The organism is Aliikangiella aequoris, assembly GCF_053709105.1.
Genome location: NZ_CM132298.1, coordinates 2,018,867 through 2,040,601, shown reverse-complemented (window position 1 = coordinate 2,040,601; position 21,735 = coordinate 2,018,867). Strand labels below are relative to the sequence as shown.

The 21,735-nt window shown below is 39.3% G+C and carries 18 protein-coding genes and 1 tRNA gene; 10 read left to right on the top strand and 9 right to left on the bottom strand.

Annotated features, from left to right (window positions below; translation table 11 throughout):
• Window positions 1-7 precede the first annotated feature (7 nt).
• On the top strand, window positions 8-1,801 hold the full coding sequence (locus ACUR5C_RS08750) for a DUF885 domain-containing protein (protein WP_454464733.1): 1,794 nt from the start codon (window positions 8-10) through the stop codon (window positions 1,799-1,801).
• Between the two features lie 69 nt (window positions 1,802-1,870).
• Here the strand turns inward: ACUR5C_RS08750 and ACUR5C_RS08745 are convergent, their stop codons facing one another.
• Window positions 1,871-3,703, bottom strand: coding sequence for a M2 family metallopeptidase (locus ACUR5C_RS08745; RefSeq protein WP_454464732.1), 1,833 nt, complete (start codon window positions 3,701-3,703; stop codon window positions 1,871-1,873).
• A gap of 450 nt (window positions 3,704-4,153) precedes the next feature.
• Between ACUR5C_RS08745 and ACUR5C_RS08740 the strand changes: the two genes are divergently transcribed.
• The 3 genes from ACUR5C_RS08740 (at window position 4,154) to ACUR5C_RS08730 (ending at window position 7,147) form a co-directional block, all read left to right on the top strand.
• Complete coding sequence (locus tag ACUR5C_RS08740) at window positions 4,154-4,732, top strand: chalcone isomerase family protein (protein WP_454464731.1); 579 nt, start codon at window positions 4,154-4,156, stop codon at window positions 4,730-4,732.
• Between the two features lie 242 nt (window positions 4,733-4,974).
• Window positions 4,975-6,030, top strand: a complete 1,056-nt coding sequence (gene nagZ / locus ACUR5C_RS08735; protein WP_454464730.1) for a beta-N-acetylhexosaminidase — start codon at window positions 4,975-4,977, stop codon at window positions 6,028-6,030.
• 1 nt (window position 6,031) lies between these two features.
• Window positions 6,032-7,147, top strand: a complete 1,116-nt coding sequence (locus tag ACUR5C_RS08730) for a mechanosensitive ion channel family protein (protein WP_454464729.1) — start codon at window positions 6,032-6,034, stop codon at window positions 7,145-7,147.
• Between the two features lie 412 nt (window positions 7,148-7,559).
• Here the strand turns inward: ACUR5C_RS08730 and ACUR5C_RS08725 are convergent, their stop codons facing one another.
• The 6 genes from ACUR5C_RS08725 to ACUR5C_RS08700 all read right to left on the bottom strand — a co-directional run bounded on the left by ACUR5C_RS08725 (window position 7,560) and on the right by ACUR5C_RS08700 (window position 13,542).
• A complete protein-coding gene (locus ACUR5C_RS08725; RefSeq protein WP_454464728.1) occupies window positions 7,560-7,703 on the bottom strand; it encodes a hypothetical protein in 144 nt (47 codons plus the stop codon).
• A gap of 342 nt (window positions 7,704-8,045) precedes the next feature.
• On the bottom strand, window positions 8,046-8,738 hold the full coding sequence (locus ACUR5C_RS08720; protein WP_454464727.1) for a LytR/AlgR family response regulator transcription factor: 693 nt from the start codon (window positions 8,736-8,738) through the stop codon (window positions 8,046-8,048).
• On the bottom strand, window positions 8,735-10,477 hold the full coding sequence (locus ACUR5C_RS08715) for a sensor histidine kinase (protein ID WP_454464726.1): 1,743 nt from the start codon (window positions 10,475-10,477) through the stop codon (window positions 8,735-8,737). The genes ACUR5C_RS08720 and ACUR5C_RS08715 overlap by 4 nt, the downstream gene beginning before the upstream one ends.
• A gap of 73 nt (window positions 10,478-10,550) precedes the next feature.
• Window positions 10,551-11,915, bottom strand: a complete 1,365-nt coding sequence (locus ACUR5C_RS08710) for an alpha/beta hydrolase-fold protein (RefSeq protein WP_454464725.1) — start codon at window positions 11,913-11,915, stop codon at window positions 10,551-10,553.
• A gap of 622 nt (window positions 11,916-12,537) precedes the next feature.
• Window positions 12,538-12,834 (bottom strand): hypothetical protein, encoded by a 297-nt coding sequence (locus tag ACUR5C_RS08705; RefSeq protein ID WP_454464724.1) that lies wholly within the window; start codon window positions 12,832-12,834, stop codon window positions 12,538-12,540.
• A gap of 96 nt (window positions 12,835-12,930) precedes the next feature.
• Window positions 12,931-13,542, bottom strand: coding sequence for a PilZ domain-containing protein (locus ACUR5C_RS08700; protein ID WP_454464723.1), 612 nt, complete (start codon window positions 13,540-13,542; stop codon window positions 12,931-12,933).
• A 163-nt stretch (window positions 13,543-13,705) separates the two neighbouring features.
• On the opposite strand from ACUR5C_RS08700, the gene ACUR5C_RS08695 reads away from it, so the two are divergent.
• From ACUR5C_RS08695 to ACUR5C_RS08680, 4 genes are all read left to right on the top strand, one after another.
• Window positions 13,706-14,953, top strand: a complete 1,248-nt coding sequence (locus ACUR5C_RS08695; RefSeq protein WP_454464722.1) for a lipoprotein-releasing ABC transporter permease subunit — start codon at window positions 13,706-13,708, stop codon at window positions 14,951-14,953.
• Entirely contained in the window at window positions 14,946-15,641 is a 696-nt protein-coding gene (lolD, locus tag ACUR5C_RS08690) for a lipoprotein-releasing ABC transporter ATP-binding protein LolD (RefSeq protein ID WP_454464721.1), read from the top strand. Before ACUR5C_RS08695 ends, lolD begins: the two co-directional genes overlap by 8 nt.
• A gap of 116 nt (window positions 15,642-15,757) precedes the next feature.
• Window positions 15,758-15,833: transfer RNA gene (locus tag ACUR5C_RS08685), tRNA-Glu, on the top strand.
• A gap of 208 nt (window positions 15,834-16,041) precedes the next feature.
• Window positions 16,042-16,599, top strand: coding sequence for a nitroreductase family protein (locus tag ACUR5C_RS08680; protein ID WP_454464720.1), 558 nt, complete (start codon window positions 16,042-16,044; stop codon window positions 16,597-16,599).
• Window positions 16,600-16,719: 120 nt separating this feature from the next.
• On the opposite strand, the gene asnS is transcribed toward ACUR5C_RS08680, so the two are convergent.
• Window positions 16,720-18,123 (bottom strand): asparagine--tRNA ligase, encoded by a 1,404-nt coding sequence (asnS, locus tag ACUR5C_RS08675; protein ID WP_454464719.1) that lies wholly within the window; start codon window positions 18,121-18,123, stop codon window positions 16,720-16,722.
• 166 nt (window positions 18,124-18,289) lie between these two features.
• On the opposite strand from asnS, the gene ACUR5C_RS08670 reads away from it, so the two are divergent.
• Complete coding sequence (locus ACUR5C_RS08670) at window positions 18,290-18,763, top strand: GAF domain-containing protein (protein WP_454464718.1); 474 nt, start codon at window positions 18,290-18,292, stop codon at window positions 18,761-18,763.
• A gap of 104 nt (window positions 18,764-18,867) precedes the next feature.
• On the opposite strand, the gene ACUR5C_RS08665 is transcribed toward ACUR5C_RS08670, so the two are convergent.
• Window positions 18,868-19,959, bottom strand: coding sequence for a tryptophan 2,3-dioxygenase family protein (locus ACUR5C_RS08665; protein ID WP_454464717.1), 1,092 nt, complete (start codon window positions 19,957-19,959; stop codon window positions 18,868-18,870).
• A 365-nt stretch (window positions 19,960-20,324) separates the two neighbouring features.
• Here ACUR5C_RS08665 and ACUR5C_RS08660 point away from each other — a divergent pair, with 365 nt between their 5' ends.
• The gene (locus tag ACUR5C_RS08660; protein WP_454464716.1) at window positions 20,325-21,719 is read left to right on the top strand and encodes a TIGR03013 family XrtA/PEP-CTERM system glycosyltransferase; all 1,395 of its coding nucleotides are present in this window, start codon (window positions 20,325-20,327) and stop codon (window positions 21,717-21,719) included.
• Window positions 21,720-21,735 lie beyond the last annotated feature (16 nt).

The following is a 21,735-nucleotide window of genomic DNA, read 5'->3' as shown; positions in this document are numbered from 1 at the left end:
AAAACTCATGTTGAAGCCTAAACAAGTCTGGATACAAAGTTGCCTGCTAGTTATGTTAGCGTTATTTTCCGTTGGCGTTAACGCTGACCAAACAAAGGTTAAACCCAATACTCACTCAGCAAAGTTACACGCACTATTCGAATTAGAGTGGCAGCAGCGTATTCAGAGAGATCCTTCGGAAGGCCTAAGGTATGGCATCATTGAACGATCTGACAAGCTTTTAGATGTGAGTGAGCAGGCATACGCTAAGTGGGAAAAAAAGCTTAACGGTTATTTAACCGAGTTAGAGACGATTCCATTCAATCGTTTATCTGAAAGCGATCAAGTGAACTACCAAATTTTTAAGCAGCAGTTACAACGTTCTTTAGATGAGATTCGTTTTAAAACTTATCAAATGCCGTTTTTGGTTGATTCAGGCTTTCACACGGATGTTTTGCGATTAGCTGAAGAGCAACAATTTAAAGTTGCAGCGGATTATGAAAGTTATATTAAGCGATTAAAAGCGGTACCAAATTTTATTGAGCAGAATATTACCAATATGAAAGCCGGTCTTGAACGTAACTACGCAATGCCCAAAGTGGTGATGGCAGGCTTTAGTGATGTCATAAAATCAAGTTATATCAGTGGGGTCGAAAATAGCCCCTTTTGGAAACCCTTCAATCAAATGCCGCCAACGTTAACTGAAAAGCAGAAAAAGTCTTTAGCTGACAGTGCGAAACGCGTTATAGAAAGCGAAGTTTTTAAAAGCCTCAAAACCTTATATCGCTTCTTTGAAAATGAATATATCCCTCATACCAAGACGAGCCTAGGCGCGTACGATTTTGACAATGGCGAAGCCTACTATGCAGCACAAATTAAACATTACACCACGCTTGACTTAACAGCCGAAGAAATTCATCAAATTGGGTTAAATGAAGTTAAAAGAATCCGTGCAGAAATGGATCAAATTTTGGTTAAGTTGGAGTTTCCAGGAAGTTTTAAGGAGTTTGTAACATTCTTAAGAGAATCGCCACAGTTTTACGCAAAGTCTGGCGAAGAATTAATTAAAGAAGCGGCATACATAGCTAAACGAATGGACGCACAGCTGCCCAAGCTATTTAAACATTTACCGCGCCAACCTTATGCAGTTGAGCCAGTGCCTGAAAGTATTGCTCCTAAATATACAACCGGTCGTTACGTTCCTGCTCCACTTAATAGCGAGCGTCCAGGCACCTATTGGGTTAACACCTATGCATTAGATAAGCGGCCATTATATGTACTAGAAGCATTAACGCTTCACGAAGCGGTACCAGGCCATCATTTACAAGTCGCTTTAAGCAAAGAGCTAGACTCTTTACCTAACTTTAGACGTTATTCTTATATATCGGCATTTGGTGAAGGTTGGGGGCTATATAGTGAAAAATTAGGCTTAGAGGTTGGCTTTTATCAAGATCATTACAGTAACTTTGGCCGCTTAACTTATGAAATGTGGCGCGCGGCGCGGCTAGTGATAGATACCGGCATTCATGCAAAAGGTTGGACGCGAGAGCAAGCGATTGCGCTACTCGAAAACAATTCTGCTTTATCGACGCATAATATTCGTACTGAAGTTGATCGTTATATCAGTTGGCCAGGACAAGCGCTGGCATACAAGCTAGGCGAATTGAAGATATTAGAATTAAGAGCGTATGCAGAAAAGCGTTTAAAGGATAAGTTTAATATCAGAGATTTTCATCACGAAGTGTTACGTCAAGGTCCAGTCCCTTTAAATGTTTTAGAAGCGCAAATAAAGCGTTATGTAAAGTCGACTTTAGCTGAGTAGTTTGTCACTTAACCCAAATGAAAAAAGCCGAACGACAATTTTCGTTCGGCTTTTTTGTTAACCTAGAACTTACCAACCGCAATTACGGTCTTTATTTTGTTCATCTAACCAAGTTTTTAACGGTGCAAAGTAATCGATAATGGCAGAAGCGTCCATTTCAGCTTTACCTGTCATGGTTTGTAGTGCTTCTTGCCATGGACGGCTAGAGCCCATTTCTAACATTGCCATTAGCTTTGCACCAGCTTCTTTATTATTGTAAATAGAGCAACGGTGCAACGGACCTTCACTTCCCGCGATAGCACATAACTCACGGTGAAACTGGAACTGTAAAATATGTGCTAAGAAATAGCGGGAATAGGGCGTATTCCCGGGTACATGGTACTTAGCGCCCGGATCAAACTGGCTTTCATCGCGTGCCACTGGTGGCTTTATGCCTTGGTACTTTTCGCGAAGTTCCCACCAGCCTTGGTTATATTGTTCAGCCGGAATTTCTCCGCTAAAAACGCCCCATCGCCACTTATCAACTAATAAGCCAAAAGGTAAAAATGCTACTTTGTCTAGCGCCATTTTCATTAAGAAAGGTAAATCTCCATCTGCTGCTGGCACTTCGTCGATTAAGCCGATTTCTTTTAAGTAGCTGTCATTAATTGAAAGTGCCACTGTGTCACCGATGGCTTCGTGGAATCCATCATTAGCGCTAGAACGATACAGCATTGGCTGTTTAAGGTTGTAGGCTCGTTGATAAAAGTTGTGGCCTAACTCGTGGTGAATAACAACAAAGTCTTCAGCGTTCTTTTGAATACACATTTTTATGCGGTAATCTTCAATGCTTAAATCCCATGCACTTGCATGGCACTGTACATCACGATCTTGCGGTTTAGTAAACAAAGAGCGCTTCCAAAAGGTATCGGGCAATGGTTCGAAACCCAGAGATTTAAAGAATCTTTCTGCGGTGCGCACCATCTCTATTTCGCTATATTGTTTGGCATTTAAACGAGCAGTTACATCTGTTGCCGGCGTGTCAGTTTGAGGTGCCACATCGGGATAGATATTACCCCAAGATTGAGCCCACATATTGCCAAGTAAATGCGCTGGAATAGGACCGTCTTTCGCAACAACTTCATCACCGTATTTTTCGTTTAGTTTTGCTCTAACGTGACATTGAAGTGAGTCATACAGGGGTTTAACTTGACCCCACACACGATCCATCTCTTTGGCGAAATCGTCAGCAGGCATATCGTACTTAGAGCGCCACAGTGCTCCTGTATCTTTAAAGCCAAGCTCTTTAGAACCTTGATTAGCAATTTCTACCATACGAGTATAATCTTTGCGCATTTGCGGCGATACAGTGCGCCAATCAAGCCAAGCTTGTAATTTTTCTTGATGTGATTTCTTTGGGTCAGCGAGTGTCGCACTCAGATCGCCAAGCACATGACAGTTGCCTTCAGAATCGCATCCTTTAGCGTAAGTAGCATCTAAGTTAGAGGTAATTGTTGCAAGCTCTTTAGTTAACTTATCATCTTCTGGGGCTGGAATAGTTAAGCCCGTTTTAAGTATTTCAAGCTTTCGGCGGGTGTCGTAATCTAACTCTAAGCCGTTAAACTGCTTGGCGCCGAGCGCTAAACCAACGCCAACTTTGGTGGCTTCTTCCATCATTTTTGCGACTAAAAAGTTAGTATCGCTAGTCACAAAGTTTGCTTGTACCCAGGCGGTTTTTGCCTGAAATTCATAATCTCGCTCAAGAATCTGTTCGGCATTGTTAACATAGGCTATTGCATCAGCAGCAGTTACTGGCTGCTCTTTGGCTGTTTTGTCTGCTTCAGGTGCTGGCTGGCAAGCGATAAGAGCGCATGCTACACCAGATACCAGAGCAAGCTGTTTAAACTGGTTTAAATTGATCATAGAGTAGAACCCTTCAAATAGTTTGGTGAATAGTTAAGTTATATTAGGTATTCGTAATAGCTTAAAATTCGTTAAGTTTTAGTTTTTCTACGAAAAGCTGTGCTAGAGAATACTCCCGAAAAAAAAGTGCTGCAAGTGCTGTGGCTGTTTCCACTGCGAAAATTAGCTTATTTAAAGCGAAGGTTAACGCCCGATAAACAAGATAGTTGTTAATTTAAAACGCGCTAGAACTAGGATTTTACGCTTTTGCAACGGTAGGAGGGGAAATAAAATGGTTAAAACTCGATCATTCTGTGAGCTAATACCTTAACGTTGAACGAATTTTGTACTATTATAATTGCACTTGGATGATTCTTATTGTAGTCTAATTGCCCATTTCCTTGGCTAATTATAAGAATGAACCTCCCAGGGACTTGGTTAACATAGCATTACAAACACTGGGGTGGAAAATTGAAAGCAGTTGTATTTAGTATCCTAGGACTCTCTCTGAGCTTGTCCATTTCTTGCTTTGCTAAAGAGCTGGCAGGTGTCGAAATGGAAGAAGTTGTCAACTTATCCGTTGGAGGCCAGCAAGTTAGGTTGCACGGCACCGCAGTTAAAAGTGACGCTCACCAGTCAATTTACGTCGGCGGGCTTTATTTACAAGATAATGCTGAGAGCGTCGCTGATATTTTAAATAATGACGGTGCTAAACGCTTTGTACTTTATTGTCAAAACTCTACCATACAACCAGACGCTCTCATTCGAGCACTTAATATTGGTATTGCCGCCAATCATACTGAACAAGAATTATCCGCATTAGAGCCTATGGTGGAGCAGTTCAATCAACTTTGGAACTCGGAAATAAAACAAGGTGATAAAGTGTGGATTGATTTTATTCCAGAGCAAGGCACCATAGTCACGATTAATGGTGAGCAAAAAGGCTTCATTCCCGGCAAACTATTTTATAATGCATTTCTAAAAACGTGGCTCGGCGACAATCCCATTAATCCTGAAATGAAAAAGCAGCTTTTAGGTCAACCACTTTAGTTTTAATCGAGCTACCGTTCTCTGCATCTACTGCCCAGTCAGGCTTTTTAAGCAAACTGGGTCCTGCTTAGTTTTTATCCTTTGTTTACTTTCGCTAGTTTAATTGCTTTATCGCTTAAGGCTTTTGACTGCTAATAAATCTTTGAATTGAAATTGATTAAAAAATTATTGAGCGATTACGTTTATTTTAAAGGCTGAGCACGTTATTATTTTGCGGAATTTTAACTCTCGTGAGATTTTATATGCAAGCTGCTGGTCCAATCATGTTAGATATTGCTGATACTCAGCTATCTGCAGAAGATAAAAAGCTAATTCAATTGCCATTATGTGGTGGCCTAATATTATTCTCACGTAATTTTGAATCAGCCGAACAAATTTTTGAGTTAACTAAACAAATAAAAAAGTTAAACCCATCAATCGTCATTGCTGTCGATCAAGAGGGCGGTCGAGTTCAACGTTTTACTCAGGGTTTTTCGAAGCTTCCTGAGCTAGGTAAGCTGGGTCAACTTTATCAGACAGAGCCTGAACAGGCGCTTGAATTTGCACAAAACCTCGGTGAGCTAATGGCGTTAGAAGTTCAATCGGTCGGCTGTGATATAAGTTTTGCACCAGTTTTAGATATCGGTGATATGGCTTCGCAAATTATTGGTGATCGTGCTTTTGCATTAGAACCAAACGATATTATTGCGTTGGCTAGCCGTTATATTCAAGGAATGCAGTTAGGTGGTATGCAAGCAACAGGCAAGCATTTTCCTGGGCATGGCTCGGTCGTCGCAGATTCTCACGTTGCAATTCCTGTCGACCCTAGAAGTTTCACTCAAATAGAAGGGTTAGATTTAAAACCATTCGCTGCGCTGGCACCGCAATTAGGCGCAATAATGCCGGCACATATTATTTACTCAGAACTCGATTCAAAGCCTGCTGGCTTTTCTGAGTATTGGTTACAGAAGGTGCTGCGTACCGATCTTAATTTTGACGGCGTTATTTTTTCAGATGATTTAAGTATGCAAGGCGCAACGGTCGCAGGTGACTTCAGTCAACGTGCTCATGCTGCATTAACGGCGGGCTGCGATATGGTTTTGGTCTGTAATGATCGAAACGCAACCTGGCAGGTAATCGATGCATTAAAGGATTATCAACAGTCAAGCCAATCTGGCCAAAGAATCAGCCGTTTAACCATGCAACAACAGCCTTGTGGCTTGCAAGTATTAAAAAGTAGCCAGCGTTGGCAATTCCTCGCAGATTCGTTGCAGCAATTTAATCGAATAACTCAAAAATCATTAAAGCAGGAAGTTTAATATGGAATTTGGAAACTTTGAAATTTGGTTTAAGCAAAATTTAGGTGACTCAAGTTTTTATCTTAAAGTCTTTGGTGCGGTGTTTTTAACACTTTTAGTTAACTATATTTGGAACAAAACCCAGGCTAAGTTGCTGCTTAAATTGCAAGCAACTAAAAATAACTGGGATGACGCTTTAATAAAGTCATTAGCAAAGCCTGTCGTTATTTTAATCTGGGGATCCGGATTATGGGTACTCACAAATTATATTTTAGCCTATGAAATTAATCAGGTTGCACGAGATATTGGCCTAGTTATTGTTATTTCTTGGTTTCTGGTTAGGTTTATACGAGAAGCTGAAATAAATCTCATAGCTGATAATAGAAACAAGGCGGGTGAAGAGCGAATTGATCACGCAACGATCGAGGCGATAAGTAAACTGCTCCGAGTATCAGTGTCAATTACTACAACACTGGTTATCCTACAAACGCTGGGGGTTAGTATTAGCGCTGTGTTAGCCTTTGGCGGTATTGGCGGAATAGCAGTAGGCTTTGCCGCCAAAGATTTATTAGCAAATTTTTTCGGTGGCTTAATGATTTACTTAGACCGCCCATTTTCAGTTGGTGATTGGATTCGCTCACCGGATCGAAACATTGAAGGCGTAGTGGAATATATTGGCTGGCGGCAAACCCGTATTAGAACCTTTGATAAAAGGCCGCTTTACGTGCCAAATGCGATATTTAATAGTATCACCGTTGAAAATCCGTCTAGAATGCATAATCGGCGCATTTATGAAACGATTGGAATTCGTTACGATGACATTCGTCACATGACGCCTATAGTTGAACAAACGCGTGAAATGTTATTAAAGCATCCTGATATCGATACTAAGCAGACGCTTATGGTTAATTTTAATAACTTCTCCAGCTCATCTATTGATTTCTTTGTTTATACATTCACTAAAACGACTGACTGGGCAGAATTTCATCAGATTAAGCAAAACGTATTGCTAAAAATTGCCGAAATTATTCAAGCTAATCAAAGTGAAATAGCTTACCCAACGCAACGTTTGCAGCTAGAACAAATGCAAGCAATGAGTGAAACTATCGACAATAATCAGTCTGTGGGAAAAGCTTAAGGCGTAGCTTATAAGGGTATTGTGCATGAACGGAATATTATTCGTTTAGTGCTCTACAGAGCTTGCAATACCTAGCTTCGCTTTTTCGTATTATAATTCCAGCTGAAAAATCAGCTCATATTTAGATAGATTACCCTTCTAGATGTACTGTCCTGGCTATCGCTGAGAAATTATGATTGTTATCAGAGTCGGCAAATGAATAAGACCCCGAAAAATTAATATGTAACCAAGCTACAAGTGAAATTTTCTTTAACGCCTGAAGTTTTCACAGATCTTGTCATGCTCATTAAACTCTTGAAGCTTTGATAGAAATTGAGCGTTGTAATGATTAACACAATTGGTAACCAAGCGAGCGCATTGAATCCACTGTGATTAACGCCCAATCAATAGGAAGCTGCACGGTGATAAACGTTTATGCTACTTTTGTACAATCGGCCTGAAACAGCTTTTTTTCAGATTGCTCCTTGAAGGTTTCGTATTGTGGTGAAAACTGATAGCTAACAAAGTGAAGTACAGCAAATTTATATCTATTTGCCCCATGTTTATCTGCCGACAAATTATTAAGCTAACGTTAGAAGTGTTGTTATAAAGTAAATCAAAAGGTGAAGGCTATCATGACCATCAGTACTAATAATTTTACTGTTTTCTGGTCTGCCGTTGAGTTCCAATGTTATCGTCGACACGTCTTTGTCTGAGAACTCTATCTCTATCTAGTATAGTTGTTAAATTGACTGAAACCTACTTGCGATATTTTTGCTCTTATTTCGAATAATAAGTAATACATGTAACTGAGTGACTCACCACATAATCTCTTAATTAATTTATTGGATGATAGTAAGTATGAATAAAGCTGAATTCCTTAGACTAGGGATTAATTTTCAACTCAATAATAGTTCGATTAGCTATCTTTAAATGTTGTTTTGTAAACGTTACGGCTGAGTGGTAATTGCTTTCCAGACTCAAGAGTGACTCTGTATTTACCTGAGCCGTAATTTGAAATGGTTCGTATCTTATTTTTTTCGACAAGATAAGAGCGGTGGATGCGTATAAATTTAGATACCAACATATAAGAAAGTTGCTCCATATTTTTGTCATGCAAAAAGGATTGATTGGAATATGTGATGATTTCAGTATAGTTGCCAGCAGCTTGAATAAAGTGGATATCTTCGACTTGGATAAACATAACCTTACCGCAATGTTTGATTAATAGCTGACTGATTTGTTGCTGACAATTTTTCGTCGAATTTTTAAATCGCTGCATGGCTTGCTTAAATCGCTTTTCAGTTACTGGCTTGGTAATAAAATCTAATACACCATAGTCGAAAGCGGTGGCTGCTCTTTCAGGAGTGGCCGTAATTACGATAGTAGGAAAGGAGGCAGGGGATGCGTGTTTGAGTAAGCTAAAACCATCATCACCGTTTAGATTTAAGTCGAGTAACACAAGGTCGAATCGATATTTCGATAAACGTTTTTTTGCCATTTGAATCGAAGTAGCAAGGTGGACATCACAATATTGAAAGTGCTGATGACAAAGATCAGCAATTCTTTCTGCAACTAAAGGAACATCTTCGATGATTAGTATTGTGTTCATGATCGCTGCAACTCAATAACTGTATGCCAGCCTTGGTCATCACCGTATGAGAAAACCTTGCTTGCAAGCGGATGCCATTGTTGTAACCGAGACTTAATATACTTGAGCCCGCTTCCTGTTGTCGGTTTGCTATTAGCTATTGATTTTTTATTGCCATTATTCGACAGCTTGTAGACGCACTTTTCGCTAGTTTCTTCTTTCGTTAATGTAAATATTGCTTGCTGTGAGCCAGTAAAACCATGAGTTAATCCGTTTTCTACAATGGTATGAAAAATGGCTGGCGGTATGGTCTCGTCGCCTGCAATTCCCTTTAAATTAAAGTGATAAACCGTTTTATGCTGCAGGGACATTATTTTTAAGTAGTGACGGCACATTTGAATCTCTTGCTCAATGGGTACTTCAATCTTTTGGGTCATTTGAGTCATCAAATGAAACTCTTCTGATAAAGCATCGATTAGCTCACCAGCTAGTGCTTGGTCTTTTTTTATCAATTGCTGAAGCGACATAAGCGTATTCATTAAAAAGTGAGGCTGAATATGCTTCTGAACAAATTGAAATTCAAGCAGGTCAAGTTGTAGTCTAGACTTTTGAAGAGACAGCGAATTATGTAAAATACCACGCGCAGTGAACACGATCATTAACAAGGAAAATAGAGCGATAGCCAAGTAATCTACCTTAAATACAAACGAAGTTAAAATGAAATTGTTATATACCCACTGTTGATTATCCAATATGTTGAATTGATCTATGAAAACTACTATCGTCAAAAATATCGAAAATGACAGCATTACAGCGCTATCTTTGGATTGAATCTTTTGAGCAAACGCACAAAGCGCAATTAATAGTCCAGACAGAAAAGGCGCTTTCGGTAAAACCAAAAGATAGCAGACGATAGTGAGCGCGACATAGAGAAAAAAACAAAACGCAATGTGTTTCCGTTTTAAACTAAAGTGAAGGCACATGACTAGAATTAAGCTAGCGAAAATTAGATATTCGATTAAGCTAACAAGTGTAGTGTTGTCTAATAGATTAACCGTCGCCATTAGTTCATTCCAATACAAAGCCTCATTTATCATCAAGGAAAAGCAACATACAAAAAGGAAAACCAAACTTGAGAAGACCGCATTCTTATCTAATGCGAAATAGAATCCCAAATTAGCTATCATTGCAAACAAAAAGATACCCGATAGCACAAGCGGCGCTGTCGACATAATCAACGACTGCTGTTGAAAGTCAGATAAAGGTCCCAGAGCAATATCTCTAAATATAGCGCCACCTTGATAACTAAAGTTCGAAAAACTAACTTGTAAGCTATTGATACCGAGTTTCAGCAATTTTTTTGGAATTATTTGACGAAATAAGCTTTTTCCTGACGACTCGTTAGTGTGACTAGTGCCAACCTGACCATTTTCAAAAAGTAACTGGCCATTTATTGAGACTGACGCAGCAATAACATTTGACCTAAGTTGCAGCCAAGTATCTTGTGAAAGCGCTTTTTGATCGCTGATAGCGAAGTCGACTTCCAAGAACCAGTTATTTTTTTCTTGTGATACTCGAGTATAAATACCTTTAACATCTAAGTTGTCAGCTACCACTAATTTTTTTGCACCTTTTAATAGTTTGGCAGCCGGGTATGTGACTAAATCAATCGATTTACCCTCATATTGTGGTAACTCTTCAATCGCTGACGCTTGAGACAAAGTAAGGCAACACAATAAAAATGAAAAAATAGTTCTCAACTTTGTTCCTTTTTGGGACTTTATTGACGGCTAGCCAGCCATTATAGTCAAAAAACAACACTATGTAACTGAGCTAGCCTTTATCTGTTGAAGATTCTTGTAGCTGAGAAATCTTATTAATATACAGCTTCTTTTGCTGAATATTATTGTTACTTGTTAACGCTAAAGCTTGTTTATAGGCTTTCAATGCTAGGGCTTGATTTCCCATTTTTTCGTGTAATTTAGCTTTATACTCGAAGGATCTGAAGGATTTTGGATAAATTGATAGAGCCAAATCAATTACGATTAAAGCGTTTGAGAATTCTTCTTTAACAGCGTAAGAATAAGCCAGTTTGTGTAATACTTCTTCATCTGGGTGAGCATTTGAGGGGAATGTAAACCCGCTTTGCATGCCATTCGTAAGCCACTGAATATAGAATAGACTGTTATTATCTACAAGCTTTTCACTTGAATAATAATGCTCCATAATTCTGTGTATTTTCGACAAAATCTCTAAACTTGGCTCAATGGAAAAGTAATACTTTTGCATACTTTGCAGCTCTTTAACACTCGGCTTTACTACATAGCCAAACTCTTTTGATGTACTTTTAAAGTGCTGTAACACTTCAGTAAAGGACATATCACTATAGCCAAAATCAAGTTTATGTGGCTTATATAGATCTTTAAAGGCTATGTGGAATCCAACATGTGGCGTTGTTTGGTGTCCATCTACATCACTCACGTCAAAGCGATGTCTTAACCCTTTTGGTGATAGTTCTCTGAAGTTTTTTGTAGCGAGATTGATCGCGTCTTTAATTTTAAAGAATTCACTATCACCATGGTTCATGTATAAATAGCTGTTTAGTTCTGAGTTACTTTTCAAAAACCTTACTATATCTTGTTGCAACTTAGGTGTGTGGTGGAGCGAAGGGCTAAATGCAAAGCGCGCTCTAAAGAGTTCTTGCTCTTGGATTAATGAATGAATGACGAATAGACCACTTTTTGAATGACCAGACAGTACACGATAATTAGTGGTCCTATAATGCTTGTCAATGAAGGGGAGTAGTTCTTCTTTAATAAAACTCATGAATTGATTGGCACCCAGATTAACTTGCTCATTGTATCGAAAGTAAGGACTAAAATCCCTTGTACGTTCGCCAGTATGTGGCACAGAAACAATAATCATCTCCGGGATATGCTGTTTTGAAGCTAAAATGTTTTGTGTAAACGTCGCTGAGCGTTGAAGGTTGTCGCTATCGAGAACATAGAGCACTGGAAAATCTTGTAGCTTGTTTTTATAGTAACTTTTAGGTAGTTGGATATGAAAAGGCCTGATTTCACTTAAGTGCTTTGACTCGATGTTCAACTTAAATTCGAATGTAGTCAGTTTGTTTTTTGAAAGAGCGAGTGCTGGAATAATCCACAATACGACTATTAGTAGGTTACAAATTTTCTTCATCACATTGTCCTGGTTAATTAATGTTCTAGGGCATGTTAATTCCTACAAGAGTTTCTAGATATTAGAAATCCGTGAAATGCACTATGTCGTTGTGAATTGCATAAATCGCGGGTTTTTAGAAGATTAACTATTTATCAATAGCAATTTAGATGTGCTCAGTCTTTGTTGTTATAGAGAGAAGCTTAAGTGAGCGTTTTACGTATTCCAGAGACAAATAGTAGTTAGTTTGGTAAGGGTATAACTGAAAGAGACTGTTGGAGACTAAGTATTATAATAGCCCATTAATTGCCTCATACTAGGTTAGTGGGCTATTTCTGTATTGGATACATTCGAACTTATGCTTACATTAGAGCTTCAGCTTAAGGCCAATATGCTGGACGTGCTAAGGATGTATTGTAACTGTTTGCTAATGAGTATGACTTAGTCGTATCTGCATTTTTTAAAGAAAATGAATCTAGAGCCACGCTTCAAAGACCAAAGTTATTTAGATTACTGGAAATTGCTCAGAAGAATTGTAGAGTTAAATTAGTGTAATGTTGGCTTTGCTTTATCCGGAAACATTACACTAAATCGAGTAAAACAGCGGTTAAGTTATCTGCTAATTAAATTTAAAGCTGCCTACTTAGCCTTTGCGCAAAACAGAATGGATGACGCGGTTGTGTTCAAAGTACACGGTAAAGTCTGCATAATGCCAGCGTGTAATCGGTGGTTCGCCGACGGCAGGTAGTTTAGTTTGCGGCTGGCCAAACTTTGCTTCTACCTGTTGCATCGTGATGCCATGCTTTGGCTTATTATTGGTTTGCTCAATCTGAGTGCCTAATTTTAGTGTTTCGGCACTGGCTAACGGCGAAAAACAAGCAATGCTGCAGGTTAACATCGTTAAGGCTAGTAGAAGTTTGTTTGAAGTCGCTTTGTTCATCGCTTTTTCCTCATTCTAGAATACTGCTTAATATACTCGCCTAACTAACTGATTTAAAGAAATAAATAGAAAAAATTGGAACTAAGTAGCAAATATTTAGGGCTGTTCGTCAGATTCTGTCGAATTTTTCTCGGAGTCACTTTTGTTTCTGAGCTGTTTTGACTGTATTTGAAACACGTGTTTAATGATCGCGTCGCGGTCAGCTTCTTTCAGTTTGGTAAACATTAGTGCAATTTCAAACTCTTCATCATTGATAGGCTTAACATCTACGACACGACCAAATGCGGCTATTCCAACACACTCTGGTAATAACACTAATTCGATTTTCATTATGTCATCAATTTTACAAGCTTGCTTGGCGTTAAACCTTACACCACCACCGCTAATATCTACTTCAGTTAAGTCATTCTTAGTGGTATCGAGTGACTGAATAATAAAACGAGTGATCAAGCTCATTTTTTTATCCATGTTAATCAAATAATTTCCAAGCTGACTTTCTTTTTCGTTAAGTGAGTTTAAGTAAGAAAGATTTTCATTTTCTAGTTTCGACAACTCTTGTAGTAGAGTGATTCTAGGGGAGTTTACCCCTAAATTTTGTTGTTGCTCGCCAATTTGATTTTCACTTTCTAAAATTAGCTGGTTAAGAATTATCCAGTTTTTAATTCGGAAATACTCGCGTCTTTCCTTGTCAGAGTTTATTTGTGACATTGTTTAAGCTCGTTATTATTCGTTATCTTTAATATATAGCATATTTAGACACACTTCTTGCTAATTTAATGCTTTAGTCTAAGAGTTGAGGTTGGTAGAATCAGCCAACAATAAAAGCTGTTAGGCTTTATCACTTTTCAGTCTACCTTAGATTAGGGATTAAATGAAAAAATCAGTCGCTCTAATGATTGGGCTGCGTTATACCGGTGCGCGCAAAAGCAATCATTTTATATCGTTTATTGCACTAGTCAGTATGTTAGGTATTGCCTTAGGTACTATCGTATTGATCACCGTGATGTCGGTCATGAATGGGTTTCAATCGGAGTTACAGCAGCGTATTTTAGGCATGGTTCCGCATGTTGTTGTAGGAGAGCGGGGCCCAGGACTAAAAGATTGGCCACAACTTGAAACCCAGGTGTTGCAACACGAATCGGTGGTTTCAGCAGCCCCCTTTATTGATGTACAAGCGATGTTTAAGGCTGGTGCAAGCACAAGGTTTGGTCTAGTTCAGGGAGTGTTACCCGGAAAAGAAGCGCAAGTTTCTATTATTGATGACTTTTTTTTAGCGGGAAACTTAAAAGTTTTACAGCCTAAAGAATACAATATTATCTTAGGTATTGGTTTGGCTCGGGCCCTAGGCGTGACCATTGGTGACAAGGTCAATTTATTAATTGCGGAAGGAGCCACTGTGTCGCCTGCCGGAATATCTCCACGCACTAAGCGATTTACTGTGGCCGGAATTTTTGAAGTTAAGTCTGAAGCTGACGCTATGATGGCTATGATTCATATGACTGACGCGGCTATTTTAACTCGTAAAGGTGATTTAGTCAGTGGGTTAAGAGTTACGACAAATGATGTAATTAACGCCCAGTGGACTGCATTCGATTTACGCTCAACGCTGCCAGATAATTTTTATGTGAGCGATTGGCGTTATACCCATGGTGCTTTGTTTAAAGCGATTAAAATGGAAAAAACCATGATGGGCGTGTTGCTTACGTTAATTGTGTTTGTGTCGGCATTTAATATCGTGAGTACCTTAGTCATGGTGGTTACAGACAAACAAGCAGACATAGCCATTCTAAGAACCTTAGGTGCAAGTCCAGGAACCATTATGCGGATATTTATAGTACAAGGGAGCTTAAATGGCATTATAGGTACGGTGATAGGAGTGATAGGCGGTGTCGCCTTGGCAGTTAATTTACCCGAAGTTGTCGGCTCTATAGAGCAACTTTTTGGTGTTAGCGTAATCCCTGGTGATGTCTACTTTATTGGCTTTTTACCTTCTGAGCTACATTGGGACGATGTCGGTTTAATTACTTTTGTGGCTTTTTCGCTCACTATACTTGCCACGCTTTACCCCGCTTGGAAAGCATCACGCACCAAACCAGCAGAGGCATTAAGATATGAGTAGTTCTATTCAACCCGTATTGAGTTGCCGCGATCTGCATAAATCCTTTAAAGATGGTGAAAAAAAAGTTGAAGTACTTAAAGGAGTCAATTTGCAGATTAATGGCGGTGAAATGGCCGCTATTATTGGCGCGTCTGGTTCTGGTAAAAGTACTTTGTTGCATGTTCTTGGCGGCTTAGACTCACCTGACAGTGGCGAAGTCTTGGTAAATAATGTCAACATTCACCGCCAAGGAGTTAAACAGCAAGGTCAAGTTCGCAACAAGACTCTTGGGTTTGTTTATCAGTTTCATCACTTGCTAGCAGAGTTTAGTGCATTGGAAAATGTCGCTATGCCTTTGTTAATTGGGGGCGTTGATTTTGAGCTAGCCCAAACCAAAGCAGAGACTATTTTAACTCGAGTTGGTTTGTCTCACCGATTAACTCATCGGCCGTCTAAACTAAGTGGAGGAGAGCGCCAGCGGGTAGCAATTGCACGAGCTATGGTGACTAATCCTGCTTGTATTTTAGCTGATGAGCCGACTGGTAATTTAGACATGGCAACGGCACAGTCAATTAATGAGTTAATGAACGAGTTAAATCAGTCTGAAAATACCAGCTTTTTAATTGTTTCTCATGATTTGCGGCTTGCAGAAAATATGCAAAAAATCTATGAAATGACAGATGGCGAGCTGACTTTGGCTAATAGATAAGCAATTTTTTAATAAATGAATAAAAGTTAAAAAAAATTAAAATTAGCCTTTGACAATCCTAATAAGCCTCTATAGAATGGCGCGCTCTTGAGGGAGCACTTCAAGAAAAAGTTTTAGTCCCCTTCGTCTAGAGGCCTAGGACACCGCCCTTTCACGGCGGTAACAGGGGTTCGAACCCCCTAGGGGACGCCATATTTAAAAGCCCAGTTTATCTGGGCTTTTTTATGCCTATCTGTTTTTCTTTATTTTTTATTACGTTGCTCAGGTTGTTTGATTAATCCTATTTATATTGATCCTGATGTTTAGCTTTATGTTATTACCTTAACATTGTAGCTGGCGAATATTGTTGCTAGGATTGTCTTTTTTAAACGCTTAAATCCAACTAGCTATAAGGTTCTTTATGTCTGCGCTTGAGCTTTTACTTTCCAGAAAATCGCATAATAAGCTGACTTTACCAGCACCCAACAATGAGCAACTTGAATATATCTTTAAGGTTGCATTGCGCGCTCCTGATCATGCTTTATTAAAGCCTTGGCGTTATCGAGTGTACCAAGGTCAAGCACTTCATCAATTAGGTGATTACTTTTATCAAGCGGCTAAATTAGCTAATCCAGACTTGGCTGTAGAAAAGCTTGAAAAAATGAAAACTAAGCCACTAAGAGCGCCCATGGTTATCGTTGCTTCGGTAATCATCAAAGAGCATCCTAAAGTACCTAAAATAGAACAAATACTGTCAGGAGGCGCGAGTGTACAAAATTTAATTATGGCTGCGCACTTTCTTGGTTTAGGCGCTATGTGGCGAACCGGTGGAATGGCGTTTAATCCGCACTTAACCCAATTACTCAATTTTGAAGCGAGCGAAATACTCACTGGTTTTATTTATCTCGGCACAGAGGAGGGTGAAAAGCGAGAACCTAAGCCTGTCGATCTAGAACAGCATGTAGCCTATTTTGAATAAGCGTATATAGTTGTAATCTAATTAAAGTGTTTTATTAGGATTGTGCTATAAGCGCTTGATAATAAAATAATAATTATAAAAAAAGCTGCCTGAGGCAGCTTTTTTTAAAGGGGCTATAATTTAAAAATCAGCGGAGCCAGGCGCTCTAGGGAAAGGTATTACATCGCGAATATTTTTCATACCCGTAGCGTAAAGTACGGCTCTTTCAAAACCAAGTCCAAAACCAGAGTGGGGAACCGTGCCATAACGACGCAAATCTCGGTACCACCAGTAATGCTCTTTTGGTAAGCCCATTTCATCGATGCGCTTATCTAATACGTCTAAGCGCTCTTCGCGTTGGCTGCCACCAATAATCTCTCCAATTCCAGGCGCTAAAACGTCCATTGCAGCAACCGTTTTGCCATCATCATTCATGCGCATGTAAAAGGCTTTTATGTCTTTTGGGTAATTCATTAAGACGATAGGCTTTCCAACTTTTTCTTCGGCTAAGTAGCGTTCGTGTTCAGACTGTAAATCAGTTCCCCATTCCACTGGAAACTCAAACGTCTTTCCGCAATTTTGTAAGATTTTAACCGCTTCTGTGTAGTCCATCCGTTCAAACTCATTATTAACCACAGATTCGAGTCGAGTGATAACGCTTTTATCAATCCGCTGATTGAAGAACTCAATGTCATCGCCGCGCTCATTAAGAACAGCTTTATAAATATATTGCAGCATTTCCTCTGCTAAATCAGCGTTGTCTGCAAGGTTAGCAAAGGCGATTTCAGGTTCAACCATCCAAAATTCGGCGAGGTGACGGCTAGTGTTAGAGTTTTCTGCTCTAAACGAAGGTCCAAAAGTATAAACTTTTGATAGTGCCGAGCAATAGGTTTCGACATTAAGTTGGCCAGACACGGTTAGAAAAGCTTCTTTACCAAAAAAGTCTTTAGAATAATCAATTTCGCCGTTCTCACCGATTGGCAGGTTAGCTTGGTCGAGCGTGCTAACTCTGAACATTTCTCCGGCACCTTCACAATCACTTGCGGTAATGATAGGAGTATGAATCCAGTTAAACTGGCGCTCATGGAAAAAGCGGTGAATAGCTTGCGCTAAACAGTTACGCACCCGTGATACCGCTCCAATAGCGTTGGTTCTTGGACGTAAGTGGGCATTACTTCTTAAAAACTCCATTGTATGGGGCTTTGGCTGAATAGGGTAGCTTGCTGGATCGTCTACTAAACCATGCACAATCACTTCAATTGCTTGAATTTCAAAAGATTGGCCTTTGCCTTGGCTTGCAACTAGTTTTCCAGTCACTTCTAAAGATGCACCCGTGGTCACTTTTAAAACTTCTTGCTGGTAATTATTGAGTTCGCCAGGAACGATTATTTGTATTGGATTAAAGCAAGAACCATCATGTAAATTGATGAAAGAGAATCCTGCTTTAGAGTCTTTGCGAGTGCGTACCCAACCCTTAACCGTTACTTCAGTGTCGGCAGTCGCCTTTCCTGATAATAGGTCTGAAATAGACCAATGCTTACTCATTGAATTACTCCAACTGTTGATGTTTTATAAGTTTTATTTGAGGATGGCAATCTTAACCCTGAAATAAGTTTACTTCCAGTTTAAATGTTACCGCTAAGACTAAAAGCTAGGATTATTATTGGCTTAAAGTTAAAATAAGCCAAATACGTTGAATAAGGTTTTTACTATGAGCGAAGAAAAAAGTGCGTTTTATCAATTGTTAAATAAACAATTAGCCGGGCTGTTAACTGGCGAACGCAATTTTATCACTAATTTAAGTCAGTTTAGTGGGCTAATTAACTCTCAGCTCGATGACATAAACTGGGTTGGGTTTTACCTTACCCAGGCTGACCAAGATTTATTATTGGGACCGTATCAAGGCCAAGTTGCTTGCGTGCGTATTCCTTTAGGCAAAGGGGTGTGTGGTACTAGCGCGCTTAAGCGAGAGTCGATATTAGTAGAGGATGTCGATCAATTTACCGGCCATATTGCATGTGATTCGCGCTCTCGCTCTGAATTAGTTTGTCCCATAGTAGTGAACAACAAACTGATTGGTGTACTAGACGTCGACAGCCCGAGTTTAAGTCGGTTTGACCAGGCTGATTTGCGCGGAATGGAAATGTTAGTAGAAACGTTGATTTTAGCGACTGATTTTGACTAGGCCAAACAAATAGCTAATTAGCAATTACTTGGTGAGTGAATTTTACAACTAGCATGTTGCTTGAAGGCCGCACTATTTTAAGTGCGGCCTTTTTGATTTAGGGTTTATTCGCTGCGTAGACCCATTGACTCTCGGATATTGTCTGGCAGTTCTGGTAGCGAAGAGCGTGGAATCAAGAAAGTAGAGATATTGAAGAGATCTTTAAAAAATCGATTATTCTGAGTAGTTTGACGTAAATAGTCGTGTCCAGAGCTTCCTCCGGTGCCAATTTTAGCGCCTATCATGCGATGTACCATAACCGTATGACGATAGCGCCACTGGGTAAACTCTTCATCGATATCTACAAGCTTTTCGAGGAGCTGAAAGGGTTGTTGGAAAGCGGGTTCATCGCGATAAAGGTTGATAAATATGGCACCTAATAACGATTTTTGGCTCATTCTAAACTGACCATCGGCTTTTAACTCGCTAAATATCTTGGTATCAAACAGCGCATCAAATTGATGGCGTGTTTTGTCTAAATCTTTAAGTTGAAACTCGCGATCTTTATCTGAAAGGTAGTCAATTGAATCGATGAGTGACTTATCTGAGTTAAGCATATCGGCTACGGCTTTTTCATAAGCTTTTAAGAATGAAAAGCTTTCTTTTTCAAGAAACGGCATACGCTCTAGCCATTGTTCTAACAACTCAAATAAACTGGGCTGTTCTTCTAGTGCCATTAAATGCTCTCGATCTTGATCGTTTAGGCGGTTATAAAATGACTTTTTATCAAAATTAATCCGGTACTCCATCTTTAAACCCAGCATTATTTCGATTTCTTTAAACTGAATGCTTTGAAATCCACTCGCTGGCACTAAATAGTCTCTAAACTCGAGGAAGTCGAGTGGTGTCATAGTTTCAAGAATTTCTATTTGGTGATTCAAAAGTCCTTGGATACGATGGATTCGGTCTAATCTTTGAATTATCCGTCCGTAGCTATTGGCATTTAAATGAGGCTGTCCAAAGTCGCTTAAAACAGACTTTAACTCATGCAGTATTTGCTTAAACCACAGTTCGTATGCTTGATGAACAATAATAAAAAGCATTTCATCATGTGCTTCAGTCTCCTGATACTCGCCACTTACCGGCTGTTGAGAATCTAAAAAGCGATCAAGATGAAGGTATTCTCCGTAGTAGCACGGCTTTGGATTCTTTTGCATTGCACACATGGGATAGTTGGCCTGTTATTATTAGTGACGATTTAGATCCTATCATTATTAAAAATTGCCCTCTAGCAAAACTAGAGAAATTGTTTGATTCAAAATAATGATTGTTTTCATTAAAAAACTAGCACTAGTTGGCGAAAAATTTGGTTATATTGAGTGAAAGAGAGTTAACAACAAGGCAATGAGTGGTATAATCTGGCGAACAATTAGCTCTATCATAAAAATAACTAACTGTTTAATTTGAACTAATTCTTTCTAAAAACCGCTATTTATCGCTATTTAATATAAATTAGCGCGCATTAGGACACCAGTTCATCAGATATCGCTTGATTTAAAAACAAAATAGAAGGGAAACTATTGTGAGTCGTATTTTTGGACACTATATACCCAAAAGCCTAACTTTTTTAGCCTTGGTCGAATTCTTTATTTTACTTTGCTCGTTTTACATCGCGATTGAAATACGATTCTCGGCTGAAGACTATCAACTAAGCCAATTACAACAATCACCTCATATTAAAGCCTTTGTTTTTGCTGTCACCGTGTTTTTATCTATGGTCGCAGTGGGCTTGTATTCGCGCAGCATGCGGGAAACCTTTGAGCGAGTCTTTGTTAAGCTTATTATTACTAATATTATTGCGTTTATTGGCTTAGTCACGGTTTACTATATTATGCCTAGCTGGTTTGTTGGGCGAGGCGCGGTGGGCATTGCTTTACTGATTATTTTTATTGGTTTAATTATCGTCCGTCAAATTTACGCTAACTTAGTAGACACTAAATTAATGCGTTCAAGAGTTTTAGTGATAGGTACTGGAGAAGCGGCTAAACAGTTAGAGCTATTAAAGCGTAAGAGTGACTGGCGCGGGATTACGCTAGTCGGCTGCTTACATTTACCTGGCCAAAAAGAGCTCATCAAGAATTATCAAGTTATCCGTTCAGATGCTTCTTTAACTCAGTTAGTAAAAGATTACGGGATCGATGAAATTATCATTGCGGTTGAAGAAAGCAGTGCGCAATATCCAATTGAAGAAATTATTAACTGCAAAATGAACGGTATTCAAGTGACCGAGCTGAGTGCCTTTTTCGAGCAACGTACCGGCCGTATTCAAATAGATACACTGCATCCAAGCCGCTTTATTTTTATTGAGGGCTTTAATCAGGATTATGCGCGAATCGTAGTAAAACGCATAGTTGATATAGTTTTAAGTTTGTCGTTGCTTACTTTAATGATTCCAGTGTTTCCGGTGTTAATCTTTTTAATAAAGAAAGAGTCTGGTTGGAAAGAGCCGGTGTTTTACAGCCAGATAAGAGTCGGCCAAGATGAAGAAAATTTTGTTATCCATAAATTTAGAAGTATGGTGGTTGATGCAGAAAAGTCTGGCGCTCAGTGGGCCTCAAAAGATGATGCTCGGGTAACAAAAGTCGGTAAAGTCATGCGAAAAACTAGACTAGATGAGCTTCCTCAATTATGGAATGTTTTAAAAGGTGACATGAGTTTTGTGGGACCAAGGCCGGAGCGCCCAGAGTTTGTCGAAGAGCTAGCCCAGCAAATACCTTACTTTCGGATGCGGCATAGAGTTAAACCAGGCATTACCGGTTGGGCTCAAGTTTGTTATCCCTATGGTGATGATGTAAAAGATGCCAAAGAAAAGCTTCAATATGATCTATATTATATAAAGAATTATAGTGTTTTTTTAGATTTAACTATTTTAGCGCAAACTGCGCAGGTGATTATGTGGCAAAAAGGTGCACGATAAATAACTTTGCTGCTTG